The organism is Vibrio sp. Y2-5 (assembly GCF_014596725.1).
Classification (GTDB): domain Bacteria; phylum Pseudomonadota; class Gammaproteobacteria; order Enterobacterales; family Vibrionaceae; genus Vibrio.
The window spans coordinates 1-19,438 of the sequence record NZ_JACVEG010000001.1 but is presented as its reverse complement, the minus strand read 5'-3'; the positions used below and the strand labels follow the sequence as shown (position 1 = coordinate 19,438).

General features: G+C 43.7%; 17 protein-coding genes. 4 read left to right on the top strand and 13 right to left on the bottom strand.

Annotated features, from left to right (window positions below):
• The first annotated feature begins 62 nt into the window (after nucleotides 1-62).
• Both HUO09_RS00085 and degS read left to right on the top strand, forming a co-directional pair.
• Nucleotides 63-1,430 carry a Do family serine endopeptidase gene (locus tag HUO09_RS00085; RefSeq protein WP_167410815.1) on the top strand — a complete coding sequence of 456 codons (1,368 nt, stop codon included), beginning with the start codon at nucleotides 63-65 and terminating at the stop codon, nucleotides 1,428-1,430.
• Nucleotides 1,431-1,727: 297 nt separating this feature from the next.
• A complete protein-coding gene (gene degS / locus HUO09_RS00080; RefSeq protein ID WP_188232650.1) occupies nucleotides 1,728-2,789 on the top strand; it encodes an outer membrane-stress sensor serine endopeptidase DegS in 1,062 nt (353 codons plus the stop codon).
• Between the two features lie 121 nt (nucleotides 2,790-2,910).
• On the opposite strand, the gene rplS is transcribed toward degS, so the two are convergent.
• The 5 genes from rplS to ffh form a co-directional block, all read right to left on the bottom strand.
• On the bottom strand, nucleotides 2,911-3,264 hold the full coding sequence (gene rplS, locus HUO09_RS00075; protein WP_042480514.1) for a 50S ribosomal protein L19: 354 nt from the start codon (nucleotides 3,262-3,264) through the stop codon (nucleotides 2,911-2,913).
• Between the two features lie 41 nt (nucleotides 3,265-3,305).
• A complete protein-coding gene (gene trmD / locus HUO09_RS00070) occupies nucleotides 3,306-4,052 on the bottom strand; it encodes a tRNA (guanosine(37)-N1)-methyltransferase TrmD (protein ID WP_167410798.1) in 747 nt (248 codons plus the stop codon).
• Nucleotides 4,053-4,077: 25 nt separating this feature from the next.
• Nucleotides 4,078-4,632 (bottom strand): ribosome maturation factor RimM, encoded by a 555-nt coding sequence (gene rimM / locus HUO09_RS00065; protein ID WP_167410799.1) that lies wholly within the window; start codon nucleotides 4,630-4,632, stop codon nucleotides 4,078-4,080.
• Nucleotides 4,633-4,659: 27 nt separating this feature from the next.
• Nucleotides 4,660-4,908, bottom strand: a complete 249-nt coding sequence (rpsP, locus tag HUO09_RS00060; RefSeq protein ID WP_167410800.1) for a 30S ribosomal protein S16 — start codon at nucleotides 4,906-4,908, stop codon at nucleotides 4,660-4,662.
• 252 nt (nucleotides 4,909-5,160) lie between these two features.
• Nucleotides 5,161-6,546, bottom strand: a complete 1,386-nt coding sequence (gene ffh, locus HUO09_RS00055; protein WP_167410801.1) for a signal recognition particle protein — start codon at nucleotides 6,544-6,546, stop codon at nucleotides 5,161-5,163.
• 246 nt (nucleotides 6,547-6,792) lie between these two features.
• On the opposite strand from ffh, the gene HUO09_RS00050 reads away from it, so the two are divergent.
• Together HUO09_RS00050 and HUO09_RS00045 are read left to right on the top strand one after the other, a co-directional pair.
• Nucleotides 6,793-7,587 (top strand): inner membrane protein YpjD, encoded by a 795-nt coding sequence (locus HUO09_RS00050; protein WP_042480529.1) that lies wholly within the window; start codon nucleotides 6,793-6,795, stop codon nucleotides 7,585-7,587.
• Between the two features lie 100 nt (nucleotides 7,588-7,687).
• Entirely contained in the window at nucleotides 7,688-8,962 is a 1,275-nt protein-coding gene (locus HUO09_RS00045; protein WP_167410802.1) for an HlyC/CorC family transporter, read from the top strand.
• A 70-nt stretch (nucleotides 8,963-9,032) separates the two neighbouring features.
• On the opposite strand, the gene luxS is transcribed toward HUO09_RS00045, so the two are convergent.
• The 8 genes from luxS to HUO09_RS00005 form a co-directional block, all read right to left on the bottom strand.
• Nucleotides 9,033-9,551, bottom strand: a complete 519-nt coding sequence (gene luxS / locus HUO09_RS00040) for an S-ribosylhomocysteine lyase (RefSeq protein ID WP_167410803.1) — start codon at nucleotides 9,549-9,551, stop codon at nucleotides 9,033-9,035.
• Nucleotides 9,552-9,665: 114 nt separating this feature from the next.
• The gene (gene gshA, locus HUO09_RS00035) at nucleotides 9,666-11,231 is read right to left on the bottom strand and encodes a glutamate--cysteine ligase (protein WP_188232649.1); all 1,566 of its coding nucleotides are present in this window, start codon (nucleotides 11,229-11,231) and stop codon (nucleotides 9,666-9,668) included.
• Between the two features lie 125 nt (nucleotides 11,232-11,356).
• Nucleotides 11,357-14,212: a pitrilysin family protein gene (locus HUO09_RS00030; protein ID WP_188232648.1), complete on the bottom strand. Its 2,856-nt coding sequence runs from the start codon at nucleotides 14,210-14,212 to the stop codon at nucleotides 11,357-11,359.
• A gap of 19 nt (nucleotides 14,213-14,231) precedes the next feature.
• Entirely contained in the window at nucleotides 14,232-14,687 is a 456-nt protein-coding gene (locus tag HUO09_RS00025; RefSeq protein ID WP_188232647.1) for a YqaA family protein, read from the bottom strand.
• On the bottom strand, nucleotides 14,684-15,631 hold the full coding sequence (locus HUO09_RS00020) for an NADP-dependent oxidoreductase (RefSeq protein ID WP_188232646.1): 948 nt from the start codon (nucleotides 15,629-15,631) through the stop codon (nucleotides 14,684-14,686). The genes HUO09_RS00025 and HUO09_RS00020 overlap by 4 nt, the downstream gene beginning before the upstream one ends.
• Nucleotides 15,632-15,790: 159 nt before the next feature.
• Complete coding sequence (locus HUO09_RS00015) at nucleotides 15,791-16,921, bottom strand: sodium ion-translocating decarboxylase subunit beta (protein ID WP_167410808.1); 1,131 nt, start codon at nucleotides 16,919-16,921, stop codon at nucleotides 15,791-15,793.
• 9 nt (nucleotides 16,922-16,930) lie between these two features.
• Nucleotides 16,931-18,718 (bottom strand): sodium-extruding oxaloacetate decarboxylase subunit alpha, encoded by a 1,788-nt coding sequence (gene oadA / locus HUO09_RS00010; RefSeq protein WP_188232645.1) that lies wholly within the window; start codon nucleotides 18,716-18,718, stop codon nucleotides 16,931-16,933.
• Between the two features lie 19 nt (nucleotides 18,719-18,737).
• Nucleotides 18,738-19,022 (bottom strand): oxaloacetate decarboxylase subunit gamma, encoded by a 285-nt coding sequence (locus HUO09_RS00005; protein WP_167410810.1) that lies wholly within the window; start codon nucleotides 19,020-19,022, stop codon nucleotides 18,738-18,740.
• Between the last annotated feature and the right edge of the window lie 416 nt (nucleotides 19,023-19,438).

Genomic DNA, 19,438 nt, shown 5'->3' with positions numbered 1-19,438 from the left:
AAGTTTGATATTTAGCACAAATATTAATCACGACCAGATACTTATCAATGAGGAGTTTCATGATGAAAAAACCTTTGCTTGCTTTAACGGTCCTATCCTTAAGCTTAAGTTCTATCATTACACCAATGCCAGCTACTGCGGCACTGCCTGTATCTGTAAATGGAGAGCAAGTACCTAGCTTGGCACCTATGCTCGAAAAGGTCACACCGGCAGTGGTAAGCATTGCAGTGGAAGGCACTCAAGTTTCACGACAAAAGCTTCCCGAACAATTCCGATTCTTCTTTGGTCCAGACTTTCCCGTAGAACAGATGCAAGAACGCCCATTTAGAGCGCTAGGTTCTGGTGTCATTATTGATTCGGGCAAAGGCTACGTTGTGACCAACTACCACGTCATCAACAATGCAGAAAAAATTCGCGTCAAATTGCATGATGGAAGAGAGCTGAATGCGGAGCTTGTCGGCGGCGATCAGATGTCTGACATTGCGCTACTGAAGCTAGAAAAAGCAGAAAATCTCACGCAAATTAAGATTGCAGATTCGGATAAACTTCGAGTTGGTGATTTCGCGGTAGCAATCGGTAACCCATTTGGTCTTGGTCAAACAGTGACCTCTGGGATTGTTTCCGCTCTAGGTCGAAGTGGATTGAACATTGAAAACTTCGAAAACTTCATTCAAACCGATGCAGCGATTAACAGCGGTAACTCAGGTGGTGCACTGGTCAACCTGAACGGTGAACTGATTGGTATTAATACCGCGATTCTTGGCCCTAACGGTGGAAACGTGGGTATTGGTTTCTCTATCCCGTCGAACATGATGAAGAACCTCACCAGCCAAATTCTAGAATTTGGTGAAGTAAAACGAGGCATGCTAGGTGTACAAGGCGGAGAGGTCACTTCTGAGCTTGCAGAAGCAATGGGCTATTCATCGACTAAAGGTGCCTTTGTCAGCCAAGTAGTGCCCGACAGTGCAGCAGATAAAGCTGGTTTAAAAGCTGGTGATATCGTTGTATCGGTGAACGGTAAGAAGATAGAAACCTTCTCTGAATTACGCGCGAAAGTGGCAACTTTAGGTGCAGGTAAAACAGTAAAACTGGGCATCATTCGTGAAGGTAAAGAAAAAACTTACGAAGTCACGCTTGGTGAAGCAACCAATGCTAAAACTAAAGCAGACAATCTACATCATGGGCTACAAGGTGCAGAGTTAAGCAATACCACGGCAACAGACCCTATTGAAGGTGTCAAAGTCACCAGTGTTGCGAAAGGCTCACCAGCGGAAAGCTACCAACTTCAGACTGACGACATCATTATTGGTGTTAACAGACAACGAGTAAAAAATATCGCAGATTTAAGAGCAATCATGGATAAGAACCCAAGTATCTTGGCTCTTAACATTCAACGAGGTGATCGGACTATTTACTTAGTTGTTCGATAAACTTACCACTGCGTTGTTAATACAACACTTAAAAAGGACCACTATTTGATGTGGTCCTTTTGTTATTTGGTTGGGTAATGCTATTCTTCGTTTCAATATTACTAACCCAAACATCTTGGGATACAACTATTTAAAACTCACTCGATTATACCCAGACAACTTGATATTGCAGGAAAACGGCAAGTAAACCATTCCCCTCGAACATAAACCACTATGGAACCGGGAATAATCAACCTAGTAAACGCCACTGCACGATTTAAGAAGAAGGGATATAGCTGCGCTGATTTTGGGGAATATATGCTAAAAGTTTTGCTCCGTTCTGTTGTGATAGGCTTAGTGACTGCTGCTATCATTGTTGCTGCTATGCCATCTTTACGAAACAACATCCTTCCCAAGCGCAGCAACGCATCCGTTGACATTACTTCACTACAAATCTCATTTAATGGTGCCGTGAGTAAAGCTGCACCAGCAGTGGTTAATATCTATAGCCGCAAATACTCAGAAAATGATCGCAACAAGTTGTCAACTCAGGGGTTAGGTTCAGGCGTTATCGTCAGTGAGAAAGGATACATCATTACCAACTATCACGTTGTAGCTCAAGCCGATCAAATCATAGTCGCTCTGCAAGATGGGCGAGTCGCCGCCGCTCAACTGGTGGGCAAAGACAGAAGAACTGATATCGCTGTATTACGTGTTGAAGGCAATAATCTTCCTGTTATTCCTCTAAACCCTAACTATCAAGCTAAAGTAGGCGATGTTGTTCTTGCTATCGGTAACCCGTACAACCTTGGGCAAACCACCACATTTGGTATCATCTCCGCAACAGGCCGCTCTTCTATCAGTGCGGATGGTCGCCAAGCCTTTATCCAAACAGACGCAGCTATCAACAAGGGGAACTCTGGCGGTGCTCTTGTGAATACTCAGGGAGAATTGGTTGGTATTAATACGGCGTCTTTTCAACAAGCGACAGATTTAGAAACCTATGGGATTTCGTTTGCCATCCCCTATTCGCTAGCGAATACCATCATGGAAAAGATCATTGCGGATGGACGAGTAATTCGTGGCTACATAGGTGTTGATGGCCAAGACATTAACTCGGTCACCTCACGCTTACTCGGTAGCGAGCATATTGGCGGAATCATCATTTTGGCTGTAGATCCGAATGGTCCTGCCGCAAAAGCAGGTTTTGAAGCGCGCGATATTATCTTGAAGATCGATGGTCACAAGATTAATGGTCGCCAAAGCGTGATGGATTTCGTGACTAACCTAAGACCAGGAACCGTTGCCAACTTTACGCTATTACGTAAAGGTGAGGAAATTACCGTTCCAGTAACCATTTCAGAAGATACTCGCGAATAGTGGAATCAAAGTAATTCTTCTGTTTAGTGATTCACGTCTGTTTAGCATTTTATCGAAGATTAGACACATAAAAAACGGAGCCAATTGGCTCCGTTTTTCTATGAGAATGCGATATGAAGTATTACTTCTTAGCAAGTTTCTCTTTAATACGAGCAGACTTACCAGAACGCTCACGCAGGTAGTACAACTTGGCACGACGTACTGCACCGCGACGTTTAACTTCAATTCCGCCGATAGCAGGAGAGTGAGTTTGGAACGTACGCTCAACACCTTCACCGTTAGAAATCTTACGTACAGTGAATGCAGAGTGTAGACCACGGTTACGGATAGCGATTACAACACCTTCGAATGCCTGTAGACGCTCACGTTCACCTTCTTTTACCTTAACTTGAACTACAACAGTGTCACCTGGTGCAAATTTAGGTAGGTCTTGTTTCATTTGCTCTTGCTCAAGAGCTTTGATGATGTTACTCATTTTTTAAATTCCTAGAATAAACTGATACTAAATTTAATAGGTTACCGGTTATTCCGAGTTTCTTTAATGAACTCAGCCAGCAATTGTTCCTGTTCGTCAGTCAGAGCTAGGTTTTCCAGGAGCTCCGGACGTCTTAACCAAGTTCGGCCTAGCGACGATTTCAGTCGCCAGCGACGAATGTCCTCGTGATTACCGGATTTCAGTACCGCTGGTACTTCTTTTCCGTCTAACACTTCAGGACGCGTATAGTGTGGACAATCTAACAAACCATTAGCAAAAGAATCTTCTTCCGCTGACGCGAAATCTCCAAGTACCCCCGGAATAAACCGAGATACTGAGTCAATCAACGTCATGGCTGGGATTTCCCCACCCGTCATTACAAAATCACCGATTGACCATTCTTCGTCAACTTCAGATTCAATAATGCGTTCATCTACCCCTTCATAGCGACCACAGATAAGAACAAGGTTCTCATTCATGGCGAGCTCTTCAACTCCTTGCTGGTCGAGTTTTCGACCTTGGGGAGAGAGATAAATGACTTTCGTCTTACCCGGTGCGGCTTGCTTGGCAGCATGAATAGCATCGCGCAAAGGCTGTACCATCATTAACATACCAGGGCCACCACCGTAGGGTTTATCATCGACAGTGCGACGTTTGTCGTGAGTGAAATCGCGAGGATTCCAAGTATCAACAGACAACAACCCTTTTTTAACCGCTTGGCCTGTGACTCCAAAATCTGTAATGCTGCGGAACATTTCAGGAAATAGGCTTATAACGCCAACCCACATGTGTTCTTTGCCTTATATTTTAGAGTTAAAACGCTGGATCCCAGTCAACTTCGATCCGTTGAGCTGTGCGATCAATATTTTTGATCACTTGCTCTTCAAGGAACGGAATTAATCGTTCCTTTTGTCCGAAAGCATCTTTCAGATTTGCTTTAACTACGAGAACATCGTTCGAGCCTGTTTCTAGCATGTCAGTAACTTTACCAAGATCGTAACCTTGAGTTGTCACAACTTGCATGCCGAACAATTCACGCCAGTAGAATTCATCTTCTGGCAATTCTGGTAGTACTGCAGGATCAATTGAAATTTCAAAGTTAGTGAGTAGATTCGCATCTTCACGAACGTCAAGACCTGCTAGTTTCACTACAAGCCCTTTGTTGTGGCGCTTCCAACCTTCTACTTTGTATTCAACTGACTCACCCTTGTGGTTAACAAACCAAGGGGCGTAATCAAAAATACTTTCCGGATTGTCTGTATAGGAAAAAACCTTAAGCCAACCACGAATGCCGTAAGTAGCTCCAAACTTGCCTACAACAATTCTCTCGTTTTGTTTGCTCATTGTTTCTTTACCTTTCATCGACATAAACTAGTTACTCACTAAATGTAAGAATTAAGCCGCTTTTTGAGCGTCTTTAACTAGTTTAGCTACGCGGTCAGATAGAGATGCGCCTTGTGAAACCCAGTGGTTCACGCGATCTAGATCTAGACGTAGGCCTTCTTCTTGACCAGTAGCAGTAGGGTTAAAGAAACCTACTTTCTCGATGAAGCGGCCAGTAGCTGCGTTGCGGCTGTCTGCAACAACGATTTGATAGAATGGACGCTTCTTAGCGCCGTGACGTGCCAAACGAATGGTTACCATGTCGTCCTCTTTGCTTTCTCAAAAATAAAATTAACCCCAGTAACCGTCTCAGATAAAACAGCTTGGGGTCTCGTGCCAAAATAAAGCCCCGGAATTTTACTCTTATTCCGAGGCATTGCAAGGTTTTTAGCTAAATTTTCACCACCAAAAGCAGGGGCAAATTACTGTGACCTTGATAACACTTTGAAAAGTTGAGAACGTTTTTTGAACAATCAAAATTCTCAACTTAACAAATCGAGGTCTGGGTTTAGTTTAACGACCGAAGAAACCGCCGCCTCCGCCCATACCTCCCATTCCGCCCATCATGCCTTGCATGTTGCGCATCATGCCTTTCATGCCGCCTTTCTGCATTTTTTTCATCATCTTTTGCATCTGAGTGAATTGCTTTAATAGGCGGTTAACGTCTTGAACCTGAACACCTGAGCCTGACGCTATACGTTTCTTACGAGAACCTTTAATCAAATCAGGGTTGCGACGCTCTTTCATCGTCATTGAGCTGATGATGGCTTCCATCTGTTTGAACATACCGTCATCGACTTTGTCTTTAACACCGGCAGGAAGCTGAGACATACCTGGAAGCTTATCCAGCATTCCCATCATGCCACCCATATTTTTCATTTGACCAAGCTGCTCACGGAAGTCTTCTAGGTCGAAGCCTTTTTTCTCTTTGAACTTCTTAGCCAGCTTTTCCGCTTTATCTTGGTCAACATTACGTTGCAAGTCTTCAATCAGTGACAGTACGTCACCCATACCTAGAATTCGGGAAGCAACACGATCTGGATGGAACGGCTCTAGAGCGTCAGTTTTTTCACCCACACCCAAGAATTTAATTGGTTTCCCTGTGATATGACGTACAGACAAGGCTGCACCACCACGAGCATCACCATCCACTTTGGTCAGAATTACACCCGTTAATGGCAGTGTATCACCGAATGCTTTTGCCGTGTTTGCCGCATCTTGACCTGTCATTGCATCGACAACAAATAGCGTTTCAACAGGGTCGATCGCTTTATGAAGGTCTTTGATTTCCGCCATCATTTGTTCATCGATAGCAAGACGACCAGCAGTATCAACAATTAATACGTCGTAGAATTTTTTCTTCGCATGATCAATAGCCGCATTCGCAATATCAATTGGCTTTTGGTCAGCTGAAGAAGGGAAGAAATCAACACCAAGATCTGTGGCTAAAGTTTCTAGCTGTTTGATCGCCGCAGGGCGATAAACGTCGGCAGAAACTACCAGCACTTTCTTCTTGTCACGCTCTTTTAATAGCTTAGATAGTTTACCAACGCTGGTTGTTTTACCAGCACCTTGCAAACCTGCCATCAGAATAACAGCCGGTGGCTGAGCGGCTAAGTTAAGCGCTTCGTTGGATTCCCCCATAACCTTTTCAAGTTCGCTACGTACGATCTTGATGAACTCTTGGCCTGGGGTCAGCGATTTAGAAACTTCGACACCTACCGCGCTCTCTTTAACACGGTTTACGAAATCACGAACTACAGGAAGTGCAACGTCAGCTTCCAATAGCGCCATGCGAACTTCACGCAGGGTCTCTTTAATATTGTCTTCTGTAAGACGTCCTTTGCCGCTGATATTCTTCAGCGTCTTGGATAGTCGATCCGTTAAATTCTCAAACATCTTTATTCTCTTCGCGGTACGGCGATTAATTGCTGTGAGTATACCTTAGCCAAGTCCATAGGCATACCCTATTCCCCACAACTGGGAATGCAGTCATCTCTATAACTAGAAACATTGAGGTTTGTCTTCTAAATTGGGTTAACTTTGTGAGATCTCAACTCTCAAAAATCAATCAAGATCCACCATAGCTCATTAGGGTTATGCAATGTATAATTCGTTAATTCAGCAGCCATTTATGTGAGAAGTATGGATAACTTAATCGCTATCGTTGCCACTCTAATGTACGTTTTATCGATCGCAACCATAGTGCCTAGCCTAGTCAACCACACAGGTATAAGAGCAAAGTCCGTTTTTATTTCTGCTTTTTTAGCACTTGTTTTTCATGCTTGGCTGCTCGGAGATCTGATTCTCAATGTCACTGGGCAGAATTTAAGCATGCTTAACGTGGCATCACTAATAAGTTTTATTATCTCTTTAGTCATGAGCGTAGCGATGTTTAAAACTCGCTTATGGTTCTTGTTACCTGTGGTTTATAGCTTCTCTGCCATTAATGTATCAGCCGCGACATTCCTACCAAGCACTTTCATCACGCACTTGGAAAACGATCCTAAACTGCTCGTTCATATATCTCTGGCTCTGTTCTCGTACTCGACACTGTCTATTGGTGCGCTATATGCGTTGCAGCTTGCTTGGCTTGATTACAAATTGAAAAAGAAAAAAGCTTTAGCCATTAACCCTAATTTACCACCATTGCTGATGGTTGAACGCCAACTGTTTAAGATAATTCTGATTGGCAACTTACTACTAACTGGTACTCTTATTACTGGTTGGTTTTTTGTTCAGGATATGTTTGCTCAAGGCAAAGCTCATAAGGCGATACTTTCTTTTATAGCTTGGGTGGTTTATTCCATTTTACTTTGGGGTCATTACCAAAAAGGCTGGCGAGGAAGAAAGGTGACTTGGTTTGCAGTTGCCGGTGCAACATTGCTGACTCTGGCTTACTTTGGTAGCCGATTTGTCAGAGAAATAATCCTTAGCTGAGTAAACATTCGCGAGTTGTCTTGATTGACTTCCCGCTTATCATAATCCATTAATTACTAAATTTTATTTACCTAAATCTGTTATAAGGAAAAAGATCGTTTTGGACGATATCTCTACGGGTATTTTATTTGCGCTGCTTGCGTGTCTTATCGTTATTTCTGCCTATTTTTCCGGTTCTGAGACAGGCATGATGTCTCTCAACCGTTATCGTTTAAAGCACCTCGCCAACACGGGGCATAAAGGCGCAAAGCGAGTTGAGAAATTACTTGGTCGTCCAGATCGTCTTATTGGCCTAATTCTTATCGGTAATAACCTAGTCAACATTCTCGCTTCCGCGATTGCGACGATTATCGGTATGCGTCTATACGGTGACTACGGAGTTGCAATCGCAACAGGTGTGCTAACTCTGGTGGTACTTGTCTTTGCTGAAGTCACGCCTAAAACATTAGCCGCGTTGTTCCCTGAGAAGGTTTCCTACGCAAGCAGTGTGCTGCTGACAATACTGATGAAAGTCTTTGCGCCATTAGTCGTATTCGTCAACTTCATTACCAACGGTTTTATTCGCTTATTGGGCGTCAAAAACTTAAGCAGTGGTGATGATCACCTCAGTTCTGAAGAGCTCCGTACCGTCGTAAATGAAGCTGGCGGACTTATCCCTCGTCGTCACCAAGATATGCTGCTGTCGATTCTTGACCTTGAGCACGTAACGGTGAATGACATTATGATTCCACGTAATGAAATCACGGGAATCAACATTAATGACGACTGGAAATCGATTGTTCGTCAGCTCACTCACTCTCCGCATGGCCGCGTAGTCTTGTATCGTGACCAAATAGATGAAGCGGTAGGTATCCTGCGTTTACGCGAAGCCTCTCGCTTTGTGCTGGAAAAAAATGAACTGAATAAAGAGATCATCCTGCGTGCCGCTGATGAAATTTATTACATCCCTGAAAGCACACCGTTAAACGTTCAGCTCCTGAAATTCCAACGAAATAAAGAGCGTATTGGTTTGGTGGTTGATGAGTATGGCGACATTATTGGTTTAATTACTTTGGAAGATATTTTGGAAGAAATTGTGGGTGAATTTACCACCTCTATTGCACCAAGTTTATCTGAAGAAATTACACCACAAGGTGATGGTAGCTTCCTGATTGAGGGCAGTGCGAACATTCGTGACATCAACAAGAGCCTAAAGTGGAAACTTCCTACTGATGGTCCAAGAACGCTTAACGGATTGATTCTGGAACATCTTGAAGATATCCCAGAGAGCCAAATCAGTGTCAAAGTATCCAATCATCCGATGGAAATTGTTGAGCTGGAAGAGAACCGCATTAAGCTGGTTCGAGTTCATCCTCGTAAACCGAAAAAAGCGTAAACCTCTTTTCTGAGAACGTAAAAAAGGCTTGGTAAACCAAGCCTTTTTTACATCTGCTAACTGATGGCAATTAGTCGATTTTCAACTCTTTCAGCATCTCTTCTGGCAAAGCTAACTCATCGTTACGGTTAACACTGATACCCGCCTCAATAACAGTCTTCGCAATCTCTTTCGCTTCTTCTAACGAATGCATTGCAGCTGTACCACATTGGTATTCGTTAAGTTCAGGGATCTTATTTTGAGATTCCACTTTAAGCACATCTTGCATTGCTGCAAGCCACGCATCCGCTACATCTTGTTCACTTGGCGTACCAATCAGGCTCATATAGAAACCCGTACGACAACCCATTGGTGAAATATCGATGATTTCTACATTTGAACCATTTAGGTGTGCGCGCATGAAACCTGCGTATAAATGCTCAAGGGTATGAATGCCCTTTTCAGACAAAATCGCTTTGTTGGGCATAGTAAAGCGCAGATCAAAAACTGTAATTGTGTCGCCTTTAGGGGTTTGCATTTTCTTAGCTACACGTACCGCAGGTGCATTCATTCGAGTGTGGTCAACGGTAAAGCTGTCTAATAATGGCATTGTTCTTTCTCTCCAATGGTGCTGGAATTTAACGCTTTTCCAGCACAAATAAATGGTTTGCTAACTATTGTTATTTGCTAATGATAGCTATCTAAGCATCAATGGTGAAGCGGCTTATTTCAGGTAAGCAAAATACTGCTCAAGATATTCGTCAAAACTTAACGTATCTTGTTGTTCGATACTAAGTTGTTCTTCAACAGAACGAATGACTTCTTCTTCCATCATCGCTTTGGAATAAACTTGATATTGATGCTCAAGATTGTCTTGGCGATATTGCAGACCTAACGCACACCCTGCTTTACCTAAACCACCAGACGTTTTTACTTTTTCCAGCAATTGCGCCGATAATGTTTTTTCAGGATTATCTATCCACGTTTCCAACTCATTACACACTTGTTGGTAATCATCACCGCCAATTTCTGCATCCATCACTTCAGCAATTTGGCGTAAATCAGCAAACACGCGCTTAGCCCAATCTTGCAATGAGAGTTTTTCACCATGGCAACCAATCTGTAGCTCAAGACCAACTTGTCGACCTTGAACAATGACTTTGTTCCAGTTGTCTCTCCAACATTCCAGTTCACAGCTGTCCATTGGATCTGAGTCCGAAAGCGCTGCCCATGTTAAGAAGAGATCTAAGAATCGAACTTGCTGTTCTGTTACACCCACTGGGCTGAACGGGTTCACATCCAGAGAACGAACCTCAATATATTCAACGCCGCCTCGAGCTAGCGCTTCTGATGGCTTTTCACCACTTTTCGCTACACGTTTAGGTCGGATTGGTGCATACAGTTCATTTTCAATTTGCAGAACGTTGCTGTTGAGCTGGCAATACTCACCATCCACTTTGACACCAATTTCTGCAAACTCTGCTGAAGGCGTACGAATCGCTCTGTTCAACCCTTCCAGATACTGATTTAAACCGTTGAAACCGATTTTTAGTCCACTCTGAGCACTATTGGTATAGCCTAAATCACTTAGACGCAAAGAGGTTGCGTGCGGAAGGTATAAGGTGCCACCAACTTTCTCAAATGGCAGTTTTGTTTCACGGCCACGAATGAAAGATGAACAAAGTGCTGGCGATGCGCCAAAGAAATAGGGAATCAACCACCCAAATCGATAATAGTTTCGGATCAGCGCAAAGTACGCTTCCGATTTAGTTTCCTGACGCGCCGCTTCATCTTGCTCACCATACAATGCGTCCCAGAACGAATCTGGGAAAGAGAAGTTGAAATGAACGCCGGAGATAATCTGCATCAAGCTGCCATAACGCTTTTTAAGACCTGCACGATACAAGGTCTTCATTCGGCCTGTATTCGACGAGCCATACTGAGCAAGATTGATGTCATCTTCGCTACCTACATAACAAGGCATAGACAACGGCCACAACTTCTCATCATCAAGCTTAGACTGAGCAAAATGATGAATATCTTTCAATTGTGACATTAACGTTTCAACATCATTAGAAACTGGTGTAATAAATTCCAGCAAAGACTCAGAGAAGTCGGTGGTGACCCAACGGTTCGTCAAAGCACTGCCAAGTGATTGAGGATGTGGCGTCAGAGCTAGCTCACCATCAGAGGTATAGCGTAATGTTTCACGTTCTACACCACGGCCAAACTGCTGAAATACCTTGGATTTATTTGCAACTCGTTCAAGTCGCTCGGCAAAATTAGTCAAATTGAAATTCGCTTATATGTATTGTTAGTCGGCCTAATCCTCTAGCAGTTCAACCTTGTTTAGTGGAAGAATCAACGAAGACAGACAGGAGGCACGCGAACGTCGCCTCCTCTTTTATGTGTACTCTAGCGGATGATTTCAAGCTCTTCTACGGGAATTGTTAATTTTTCTAGTTGAGGCTTGAGTGTTTTTGCATCACCGACCACGATAATCTGGTAGTCATTCGGATTAAACCATTTCGCAGCTAAACGATCTAGTGTCACTTTATCAACGCTTTTGACTATCTCATTACGAACTTGTAGATAATCTCTATCCAAGCTGTAGGTCAATATGCTGCTCAATAAGGAAGCCTTTTGTCCCGGAGTTTCATACTTCAAGGCATCTTGCTGTCCCACCGCCAGACGTAAGAAATCCATCTCTTGTTCAGTTAAGCCTTGCTCGCTGAACTTCGCCATTTCGTTCTGTAACTCAATAATCGAATCTAACGTAGCATCCGCTCTGACTTGAGCATTAAACACCACCGCACCGACTTCTCTGTTACTGGTAAAGTAGCTACCCGCACCATAGGTAAAACCTTTATCTTCACGTAAATTCTGATTAATACGACTATTGAAATTCCCAGCTAGATTAAAGTTTGCCAGTTGACTCAGATAAAGCTCACCCGTAGCGTCAAATGGTAAACCACGTCGAACCAAACGAACCACTGATTGAGGCGCATCCGGTTTGTCCACCAAGTAAACTTTCTTACTGGTTAAGTTAGGAATGATTTGAGGATCAATCAGAGGAGAAGCCTCTCCTTTCCAATTTGCGAAAAAGTTAAGCTGCTTGCGAATATCCTGTTTTGAAATATCCCCAACGACAACGATTTGAGCACCATTCGGTGTGTAATGTTTACGATAGAAATGCTTCACATCATCCAAGGTCAAACTGGCGATAGAATCATTAGTACCATCACTGGAGCGAGCAAAAATCGAGGAACCAAATAACACTTGGCGAGTTGCTTGCGATGCTAGCCATTCCGGTTGCTGATGCTGATAGACCATTCCTTGAATCATTTGTTGCTTGATTCGGTCAAAATCATCTTGTTTAAAGCCCGGTTGGAATAACACTTCCTCGATCACCGACAAGGTTTCAGCTAGATTCTTCTCTAAACTAGAAACCACAACGCTTGTTGAATAGGTATTCGCATTCACGCTGATGGTTGAACCTAATTTATCCAATTGTGCTTGAATCTCTTCAACATTTCTTAATGTAGAACCCTGCTCCATCATGGCGGCGGTTAAATTGGCTAATCCTTCCTTACCTCTTGGCACATGTCTTTCACCAGCCGGAAGTTTAAATTGCATAACCACTGTCGGTGTTTCAGATGTCTTGGTTCCAAGCAACTCAGCACCGTTGTTGAAGTAAATGTCATACAACGTCGGTAAGCGAGCCTGAACAGCATCAGCGACTTTCGGCATTACTGAACGATCAAAATTATCTTTCACATGTCGGTAAGTCAGTTGCTGCTCAGTGATTTTTTGATGTGGTGGCAAATTGCGCTCAGGCGTTACAAATGTCGCTTTCTTCACTGCGAATTTGGTTTTACCTTGTGGAACAATACTGAGTGTGGCTTTATTTTTACCATCAAGGTATTTGCTATAAACCGCCGTCAAAGTTTTCGGCGAAACATGACGCAAGTGTTCCAGCTGATCTTCAATACGATCCGGTTGGCCATAAAAGGTTTCATTTGCAGCCAACTGAGCCACTTTTCCTGACACACTTTGCAAAGCAAAAACTGAATTTGCTTCTGCTATCCCTGTGATTTGTTCCAAACGTTCTGTCGACACACCCTTCGATTTGAACTCATCAAGGGTTTGCATAAGCTCTTCATATAAAGGTGCCAATTGACCTTTATTACCAGCAGGAGCCATGGCAAAGACATAGAAATTGCATGCTAATTCAGAGCAATCGTGGAACGCCCCAGCACTTACCGCTTTCTGGGTTTTGACAAGACTTTGATACAGATAGCTGTTCGTTCCGCTGCCAAGAACACTAGCCAATACATCCAGTGACATTTGATCATCTGCACCACGATATGAAGTCGGCCATCCAATCAATACCATTGGCTGTTGAATACGATCTTCCATGGTGATAAAGCGATTTTCAGGCAATATCGCAGGCTGCTTTTTGGCATTTTTCACTTCCGGCCCTTTAGGAATAGAACCAAAGTATTTGTTTACCCATTGAAGAGTTTCATCGACGTCAATGTCACCACCGATAGTCAAAACAGCATTGTTTGGACCGTACCAGCGCAGGAAAAACGCTTTTAAATCGTTAACATCAACTTTATCCAAATCTTCAACATATCCGATAGTCTGCCAAGAGTAAGGGTGTCCTTCTGGATATATCGCCTCACCCATTTTTTCCCACATAAGACCATAAGGACGATTGTCATAATTTTGCGCACGCTCATTCTTCACTGTATCGCGCTGGATTTCGAACTTACGTTGAGAAACGGCATCAAGTAAGAAACCCATACGATCCGCTTCCAACCACAACACTTTTTCCAGTTGATTAGCCGGTACCGTTTCATAGTAGTTCGTCCGGTCTCGGTTAGTTGTGCCATTCAAGGAACCGCCCGCTTCCGTGATCAGTCGAAAATGTTCTTGGTCACCTACATTCTTGGAACCTTGGAACATCATATGCTCAAAAAAGTGAGCAAAACCTGACTTGCCTAATTCTTCGCGAGCCGATCCAACATGATAAGTAACGTCTACATTCACTAACGGATCAGAATGATCCGGAGAAAGAATAACGGTTAATCCATTATCTAAACGGTATTTAGAATAAGGGATCATCACTTTACCGGAGACGGCATTCACTTGTTCAATTAAGTGAATACCTTGAGGAAGTGAGGAGAGGTCAGTCTCTGGTTTGGTTTGAGTACTACAGCCATAAATGGCGATTAATAAGAAGGCTCCAGCCCAGATTTTCCTCATAACATCTCCTTAGAAAATCTTAGAAAAAGAAAAGAACGGCTAGAATGGAATATCGAAGCGCTTTGCCAATCAAAATCATGACAAATGAAGGTAAAAATTTCATTCTTAACCATCCAGCGGCTAAACAAAGTGGATCGCCAATAATAGGTAACCAACTAAACAGCAAAGACCAGTAGCCGTACTTAGTTAACCAAGCTAAAGCTTTATGACCATGCTTTTGCTGCTGAGTTCTATTCGGCAGCCATAAACCTAACCAATAGTTAACTAAGCCACCAAGGGTATTCCCCAAAGTTGCGACTGTAATGACAGAAAATACGGAATATTGATTGAGCGCTAATGTAGCGATTAAAGCGGCTTCTGAACCACCGGGAAGTAGAGTTGCACTTAGAAAGCCGCCAAAAAAGAGAACCCATAACGCTGAATCAGAGAACAACTGCGCAAATTGGGTGAAAAGAGAGTTAAAAAACTCAATCATTTCATATCTAACAAAACCTTGCCTCGTGTATGACCCGTTTCTATTTGTTTGTGGGCTTGTTGTACTTCATCCATAGGGTAGATTTGCTGAATTTCAGTTTTTAGCAACCCTACACTCACCATGTACAACATAGTGTCTAACTGCTCAGGGTTAGGATCGACTAACATGCCAGTGGCTTGAAAACCCAACATTTTTGCTTTCTCGCAAATCAGTTCCGCACTTAATGTCGGAACAGTGACAACACGTGCATTGTCATTCAGACACTTCAACGCATCCAAAGCAGCATCACCGCCAACAAGGTCAATCAATACATCCACTTTTTCAATACGCTGAGAGACTGGCGCAAACTGATAGTTAATCGCGTGAGCACCCAGCGTCGCCAAATAATCCAGATTGCTTTCGCTGCAAGTGGTATAAACCTCCGCTTTTGCTGCTATGGCTATTTGCACAGCTAAGTGCCCAACGCCGCCAGCTCCCGCTAAAATTAAGACCACATCATCTTCTTTCACTTCCGCTTTATTCAAAGCCTGAGCAGCGGTTTGCCCCGCGAGAGGAAGAACGGCAGCAGCTTCTAGAGTGACCGATTCTGGCACCAAACTCAGTTCACTTTCTGGGACACACACGTATTGGCTATATCCACCGCCGCGAATAGGGAAGCCAATAAAGCCAGCGACGTTATCACCTTCCTGTAATCGAGAAACACCTTCGCCAGTTTTCACGATCTGACCAGCAACATCGTAGCCCGGAACCCAAGGTAAGTTGTCTTTATTTTGAGCTGCAGCCCAGCCTAAACCTGCTCGTGTTTTTACATCAATCGGATTGATTCCAGAGTAAGCCACACGAACTAATACTTCGCCCGCTTTCGGCTCAGGAATGGGTGACGATAATATTGAAAGAACTTCAGGCCCACCAAACTGGGTAATAGCAATTTGCTTGTTTTCCATTTCAACTGTCCCTATAGCGCAAATAAAAAAGGGATGCTGCAGCATCCCTTTGAATATATACCAATATTTACAAACACTACAGTTTCATACCGTTAAAGCGTTAAGCAGAGATAGTGTTCTCTATTGGTAGTTTAACCCATCGGTTTCATCCGTTAGCGATTAACCCACTAGCGCTAGTAATACACCCGCAGCAACCGCAGAACCCAGTACGCCCGCTACGTTCGGCCCCATAGCATGCATTAACAAGAAGTTTTGAGGGTTAGCTTGTAAGCCGACCTTGTTAACCACTCGTGCAGCCATAGGAACCGCAGATACGCCAGCCGCACCGATCAGCGGGTTAATATCTTCTTTTGAGAACTTGTTGAGGAGCTTAGCCATAATAACGCCACCAGCAGTACCAATACTGAATGCCACGGCGCCTAAAGCCAGAATACCCAAGGTTTCCAAATTTAAGAATTTATCCGCTTGCAACTTAGAACCGACACCAAGCCCTAGGAAAATAGTGACGATGTTGATCAGCTCATTTTGCGCAGTTTTAGACAAACGCTCAACCACACCCGCTTCACGCATCAAGTTTCCTAAACAGAACATACCCACAAGTGGAGTCGCTGACGGTAAGAACAAAATGGTCATCAGAAGGACAATCAGTGGGAAAATGATTTTTTCGGTTTTCCCAACATGACGAAGCTGAGCCATTTTAATCTGGCGCTCTTCAGGAGTCGTGAGTGCTTTCATAATTGGCGGCTGGATAATAGGTACCAATGCCATATAGCTGTATGCAGCTACGGCGATCGCACCCAGCAGATCCGGTGACAACTTACTTGCTAAGAAAATTGCTGTCGGGCCATCTGCACCACCGATAATCGCGATCGATGAGGCATCTGCCATGGTAAATTCCATTCCCGGAACATAGTTAAGGAAAATTGCGCCAAATAATGTCGCAAAAATACCTAACTGCGCCGCAGCGCCTAACCACAATGTTTTGGGGTTTGCGATCAAAGCACCAAAGTCAGTCATTGCACCTACACCCATAAAGATCAACAACGGGAATACACCCGATTCGATCCCTACGTGGTAAACGTAGTAAAGCAAACCTCCCGGTTCGGTGAAACCAGCATTTGGAATATTTGCTAGAACCGCACCAAAGCCAATTGGCAGAAGTAACAAGGGTTCAAAACCTTTACGAATAGCAAGGAACAGTAGCAAACAACCAACCATGATCATAATGATCTGGCCTAGTTCAAAGTTAGCTATACCTGTTTCAAGCCATAAGGTTATTAATCCGTCCATGGTACTCCCTTACGCCAAGCTCAGTAGTGGTGAACCAACAGCAACAGCGTCACCTTCTTTGACATGAAGATCCTGAACTAAACCTGAGCGAGCCGCTCTGACTTCAGTTTCCATCTTCATTGCTTCGAGAATAATGAGTACATCGCCTTCAGCAACTTCTTCACCAGCCGCTACGTTTACTTTGAAAATAGTACCGGCTAGTGGTGCTGGAACATCTTCAGCATTATCAGATACAGCAACTACAGCTGTAGCAGCAGGTTTAGCCTGCGCAGGCGAAACCGACGTTAGCTGACCTTGCGGACCAACTTCCACATCGTACACATGACCATCAACTTTAACACTGTAAGTTTCAATACCACCAACGACTGGTGCCGCAGCAGGTGTTGCAACGACAGGAGCTGCCGCCTCTTTACCCGGTGCAGGTTCGAAAGCTTCTGGGTTGTGACGATTTTTCAGGAATTTCAAGCCAACCTGAGGGAACAGAGCGTATGTTAGTACATCATCAACTGTATCTTCTGCCAGAGAAATACCTTCCGCTTTTGCTTTTTCTAGCAATTCGGTCGTTAGGTGTTCCATCTCATCTTGCAGTAGGTCAGCAGGACGGCAAGTGATAACGTCAGCGCCATCGAGAACACGCTCTTGCAATTCAGCATTTACTTCTGCTGGAGCCGCTCCGTATTCACCTTTCAATAAACCCGCAGTTTCTTTAGTGATGCTCTTGTAGCGTTCACCTGTCAAAACGTTGATCACAGCTTGAGTACCGACGATTTGTGATGTCGGTGTTACCAAAGGAATGTAACCAAGATCTTTACGAACGCGAGGGATCTCTTCAAGAACTTCATCGATACGGTCAGCTGCACCTTGTTCTTTTAGTTGGCCTTCCATATTGGTCAACATACCACCTGGTACTTGAGCAATAAGAATACGAGAATCAACGCCTTTTAGTTGCCCTTCCCACTTCGCGTATTTTTTACGCACGTCACGGAAGTAAGCCGCAATAGGTTCGATCTGCTCTAGCTTTAAATTTGTATCGCGCTCAGTTCCCTGAAGCATCGCAACAACCGTTTCTGTTGGCGTATGACCGTAAGTCTGGCTCATTGAAGAAATTGCGGTATCAAGAATGTCGATACCAGCTTCCACCGCTTTCACCGCTGTCGCTGTTGATAAGCCCGTGGTTGCGTGACAGTGAAGAGCCAATGGAACATCACAAGATTCTTTGATTCGAGTGATCAGCTCTTCAGCTTCATATGGCTTTAGTAGGCCAGACATATCTTTGATACACAAAGAATGACAACCTAAATCTTCCAATCGCTTAGCGAGATCAACCCAAGTATTGGCGTTGTGGACAGGGCTCGTTGTATACGAGAGAGTGCCTTGAGCATGGGCACCGACATCAATCGTCGCTTTTACTGCTTTCTCAAAGTTACGAACATCGTTCATCGCATCAAAAATACGGAAGACATCCATACCATTGGTACGCGCTCGCTCAACAAATTTTTCTACCACATCATCGGCATAGTGACGATAACCCAGCAAGTTTTGACCACGCAAAAGCATTTGCATTGGCGTGTTAGGCATCGCTTTTTTCAGCTCGCGTAAACGCTCCCATGGATCTTCACCCAAGAATCGAATACAGGCATCAAATGTTGCTCCACCCCAAGTTTCAAGAGACCAGTAGCCAACTTTGTCCAACTCTGCTGCAATCGGCAGCATATCTTCGATACGCATGCGCGTAGCAAATAAAGATTGATGGGCATCGCGAAGGACCACATCGGTTATGGCAAGTGGTTTAGACATGCTTATTAACTCCTTTTAATTATTTACTACTTTCAGCAGCAGCTAGAGTACGGTGCTGATGTACCGCAGCAGAGATAGCCGCAACAACCTGTGGGCTGACCGTTTGTTGGTTCAACGCCGCAGATTTCACTGGTACTTTTTTATTTTTGATAGGTGTACTGATCGGTTGAGGTACTTCTTGAGGTACCAATTTAGACATTAACCGAACGAGATAAACCAAAATGGTTAGGAATAGAAAAACGAAGCCCATCCCTGTAATCATCAGGGCGGCCGCGTCTACTAGCAGGCTTCCAATGTTTGTCATGTTGCTTCCTTTCTTTTGTCATCCTGACAACAATCGTCAAAAAAAACGAGATTCCTCGTTATGACAAGTGAGCGAAAATTATCTCAATTGATTAAAAATTGTCAATTTAGTTGAGAGTACTCTTCTAGAAGCACCACATACTGAGTGTCAGATTTATGGCATAGCTAACAAAACGGCGCAAACCGATTGTAAGCAAACCAGAGTGTAGACAAGGTATTTGTGTCAATTACGATTGAAATAGTGAAATATTGAAATGAAATTTGGAATTCAGCCAGTAAAGTCATCTAGCTTCGATAGAGAACAGTGACTTACTACCTACAGATAAACAAGAATTGCTTTTTCGGAAAAGAAAAAGCCTCGCATTATGCGAGGCTTTAAATAGTGGCGCGTCCTGGAGGATTCGAACCTCCGACCGC

Bases quoted from the DNA above. Each gene is read 5' to 3' on its own strand.
- HUO09_RS00005 (WP_167410810.1), bottom strand. From the start codon at position 19,022: ATGACAAACATTGGAAGCCTGCTAGTAGACGCGGCCGCCCTGATGATT.
- HUO09_RS00030 (WP_188232648.1), bottom strand. From the start codon at position 14,212: ATGAGGAAAATCTGGGCTGGAGCCTTCTTATTAATCGCCATTTATGGC.
- HUO09_RS00025 (WP_188232647.1), bottom strand. From the start codon at position 14,687: ATGATTGAGTTTTTTAACTCTCTTTTCACCCAATTTGCGCAGTTGTTC.
- oadA (WP_188232645.1), bottom strand. From the start codon at position 18,718: ATGTCTAAACCACTTGCCATAACCGATGTGGTCCTTCGCGATGCCCAT.
- HUO09_RS00020 (WP_188232646.1), bottom strand. From the start codon at position 15,631: ATGGAAAACAAGCAAATTGCTATTACCCAGTTTGGTGGGCCTGAAGTT.
- ffh (WP_167410801.1), bottom strand. From the start codon at position 6,546: ATGTTTGAGAATTTAACGGATCGACTATCCAAGACGCTGAAGAATATC.
- rpsP (WP_167410800.1), bottom strand. From the start codon at position 4,908: ATGGTAACCATTCGTTTGGCACGTCACGGCGCTAAGAAGCGTCCATTC.
- degS (WP_188232650.1), top strand. From the start codon at position 1,728: ATGCTAAAAGTTTTGCTCCGTTCTGTTGTGATAGGCTTAGTGACTGCT.
- HUO09_RS00085 (WP_167410815.1), top strand. From the start codon at position 63: ATGAAAAAACCTTTGCTTGCTTTAACGGTCCTATCCTTAAGCTTAAGT.
- trmD (WP_167410798.1), bottom strand. From the start codon at position 4,052: ATGTGGGTTGGCGTTATAAGCCTATTTCCTGAAATGTTCCGCAGCATT.
- rimM (WP_167410799.1), bottom strand. From the start codon at position 4,632: ATGTCGATGAAAGGTAAAGAAACAATGAGCAAACAAAACGAGAGAATT.
- HUO09_RS00015 (WP_167410808.1), bottom strand. From the start codon at position 16,921: ATGGACGGATTAATAACCTTATGGCTTGAAACAGGTATAGCTAACTTT.
- rplS (WP_042480514.1), bottom strand. From the start codon at position 3,264: ATGAGTAACATCATCAAAGCTCTTGAGCAAGAGCAAATGAAACAAGAC.
- luxS (WP_167410803.1), bottom strand. From the start codon at position 9,551: ATGCCATTATTAGACAGCTTTACCGTTGACCACACTCGAATGAATGCA.
- HUO09_RS00050 (WP_042480529.1), top strand. From the start codon at position 6,793: ATGGATAACTTAATCGCTATCGTTGCCACTCTAATGTACGTTTTATCG.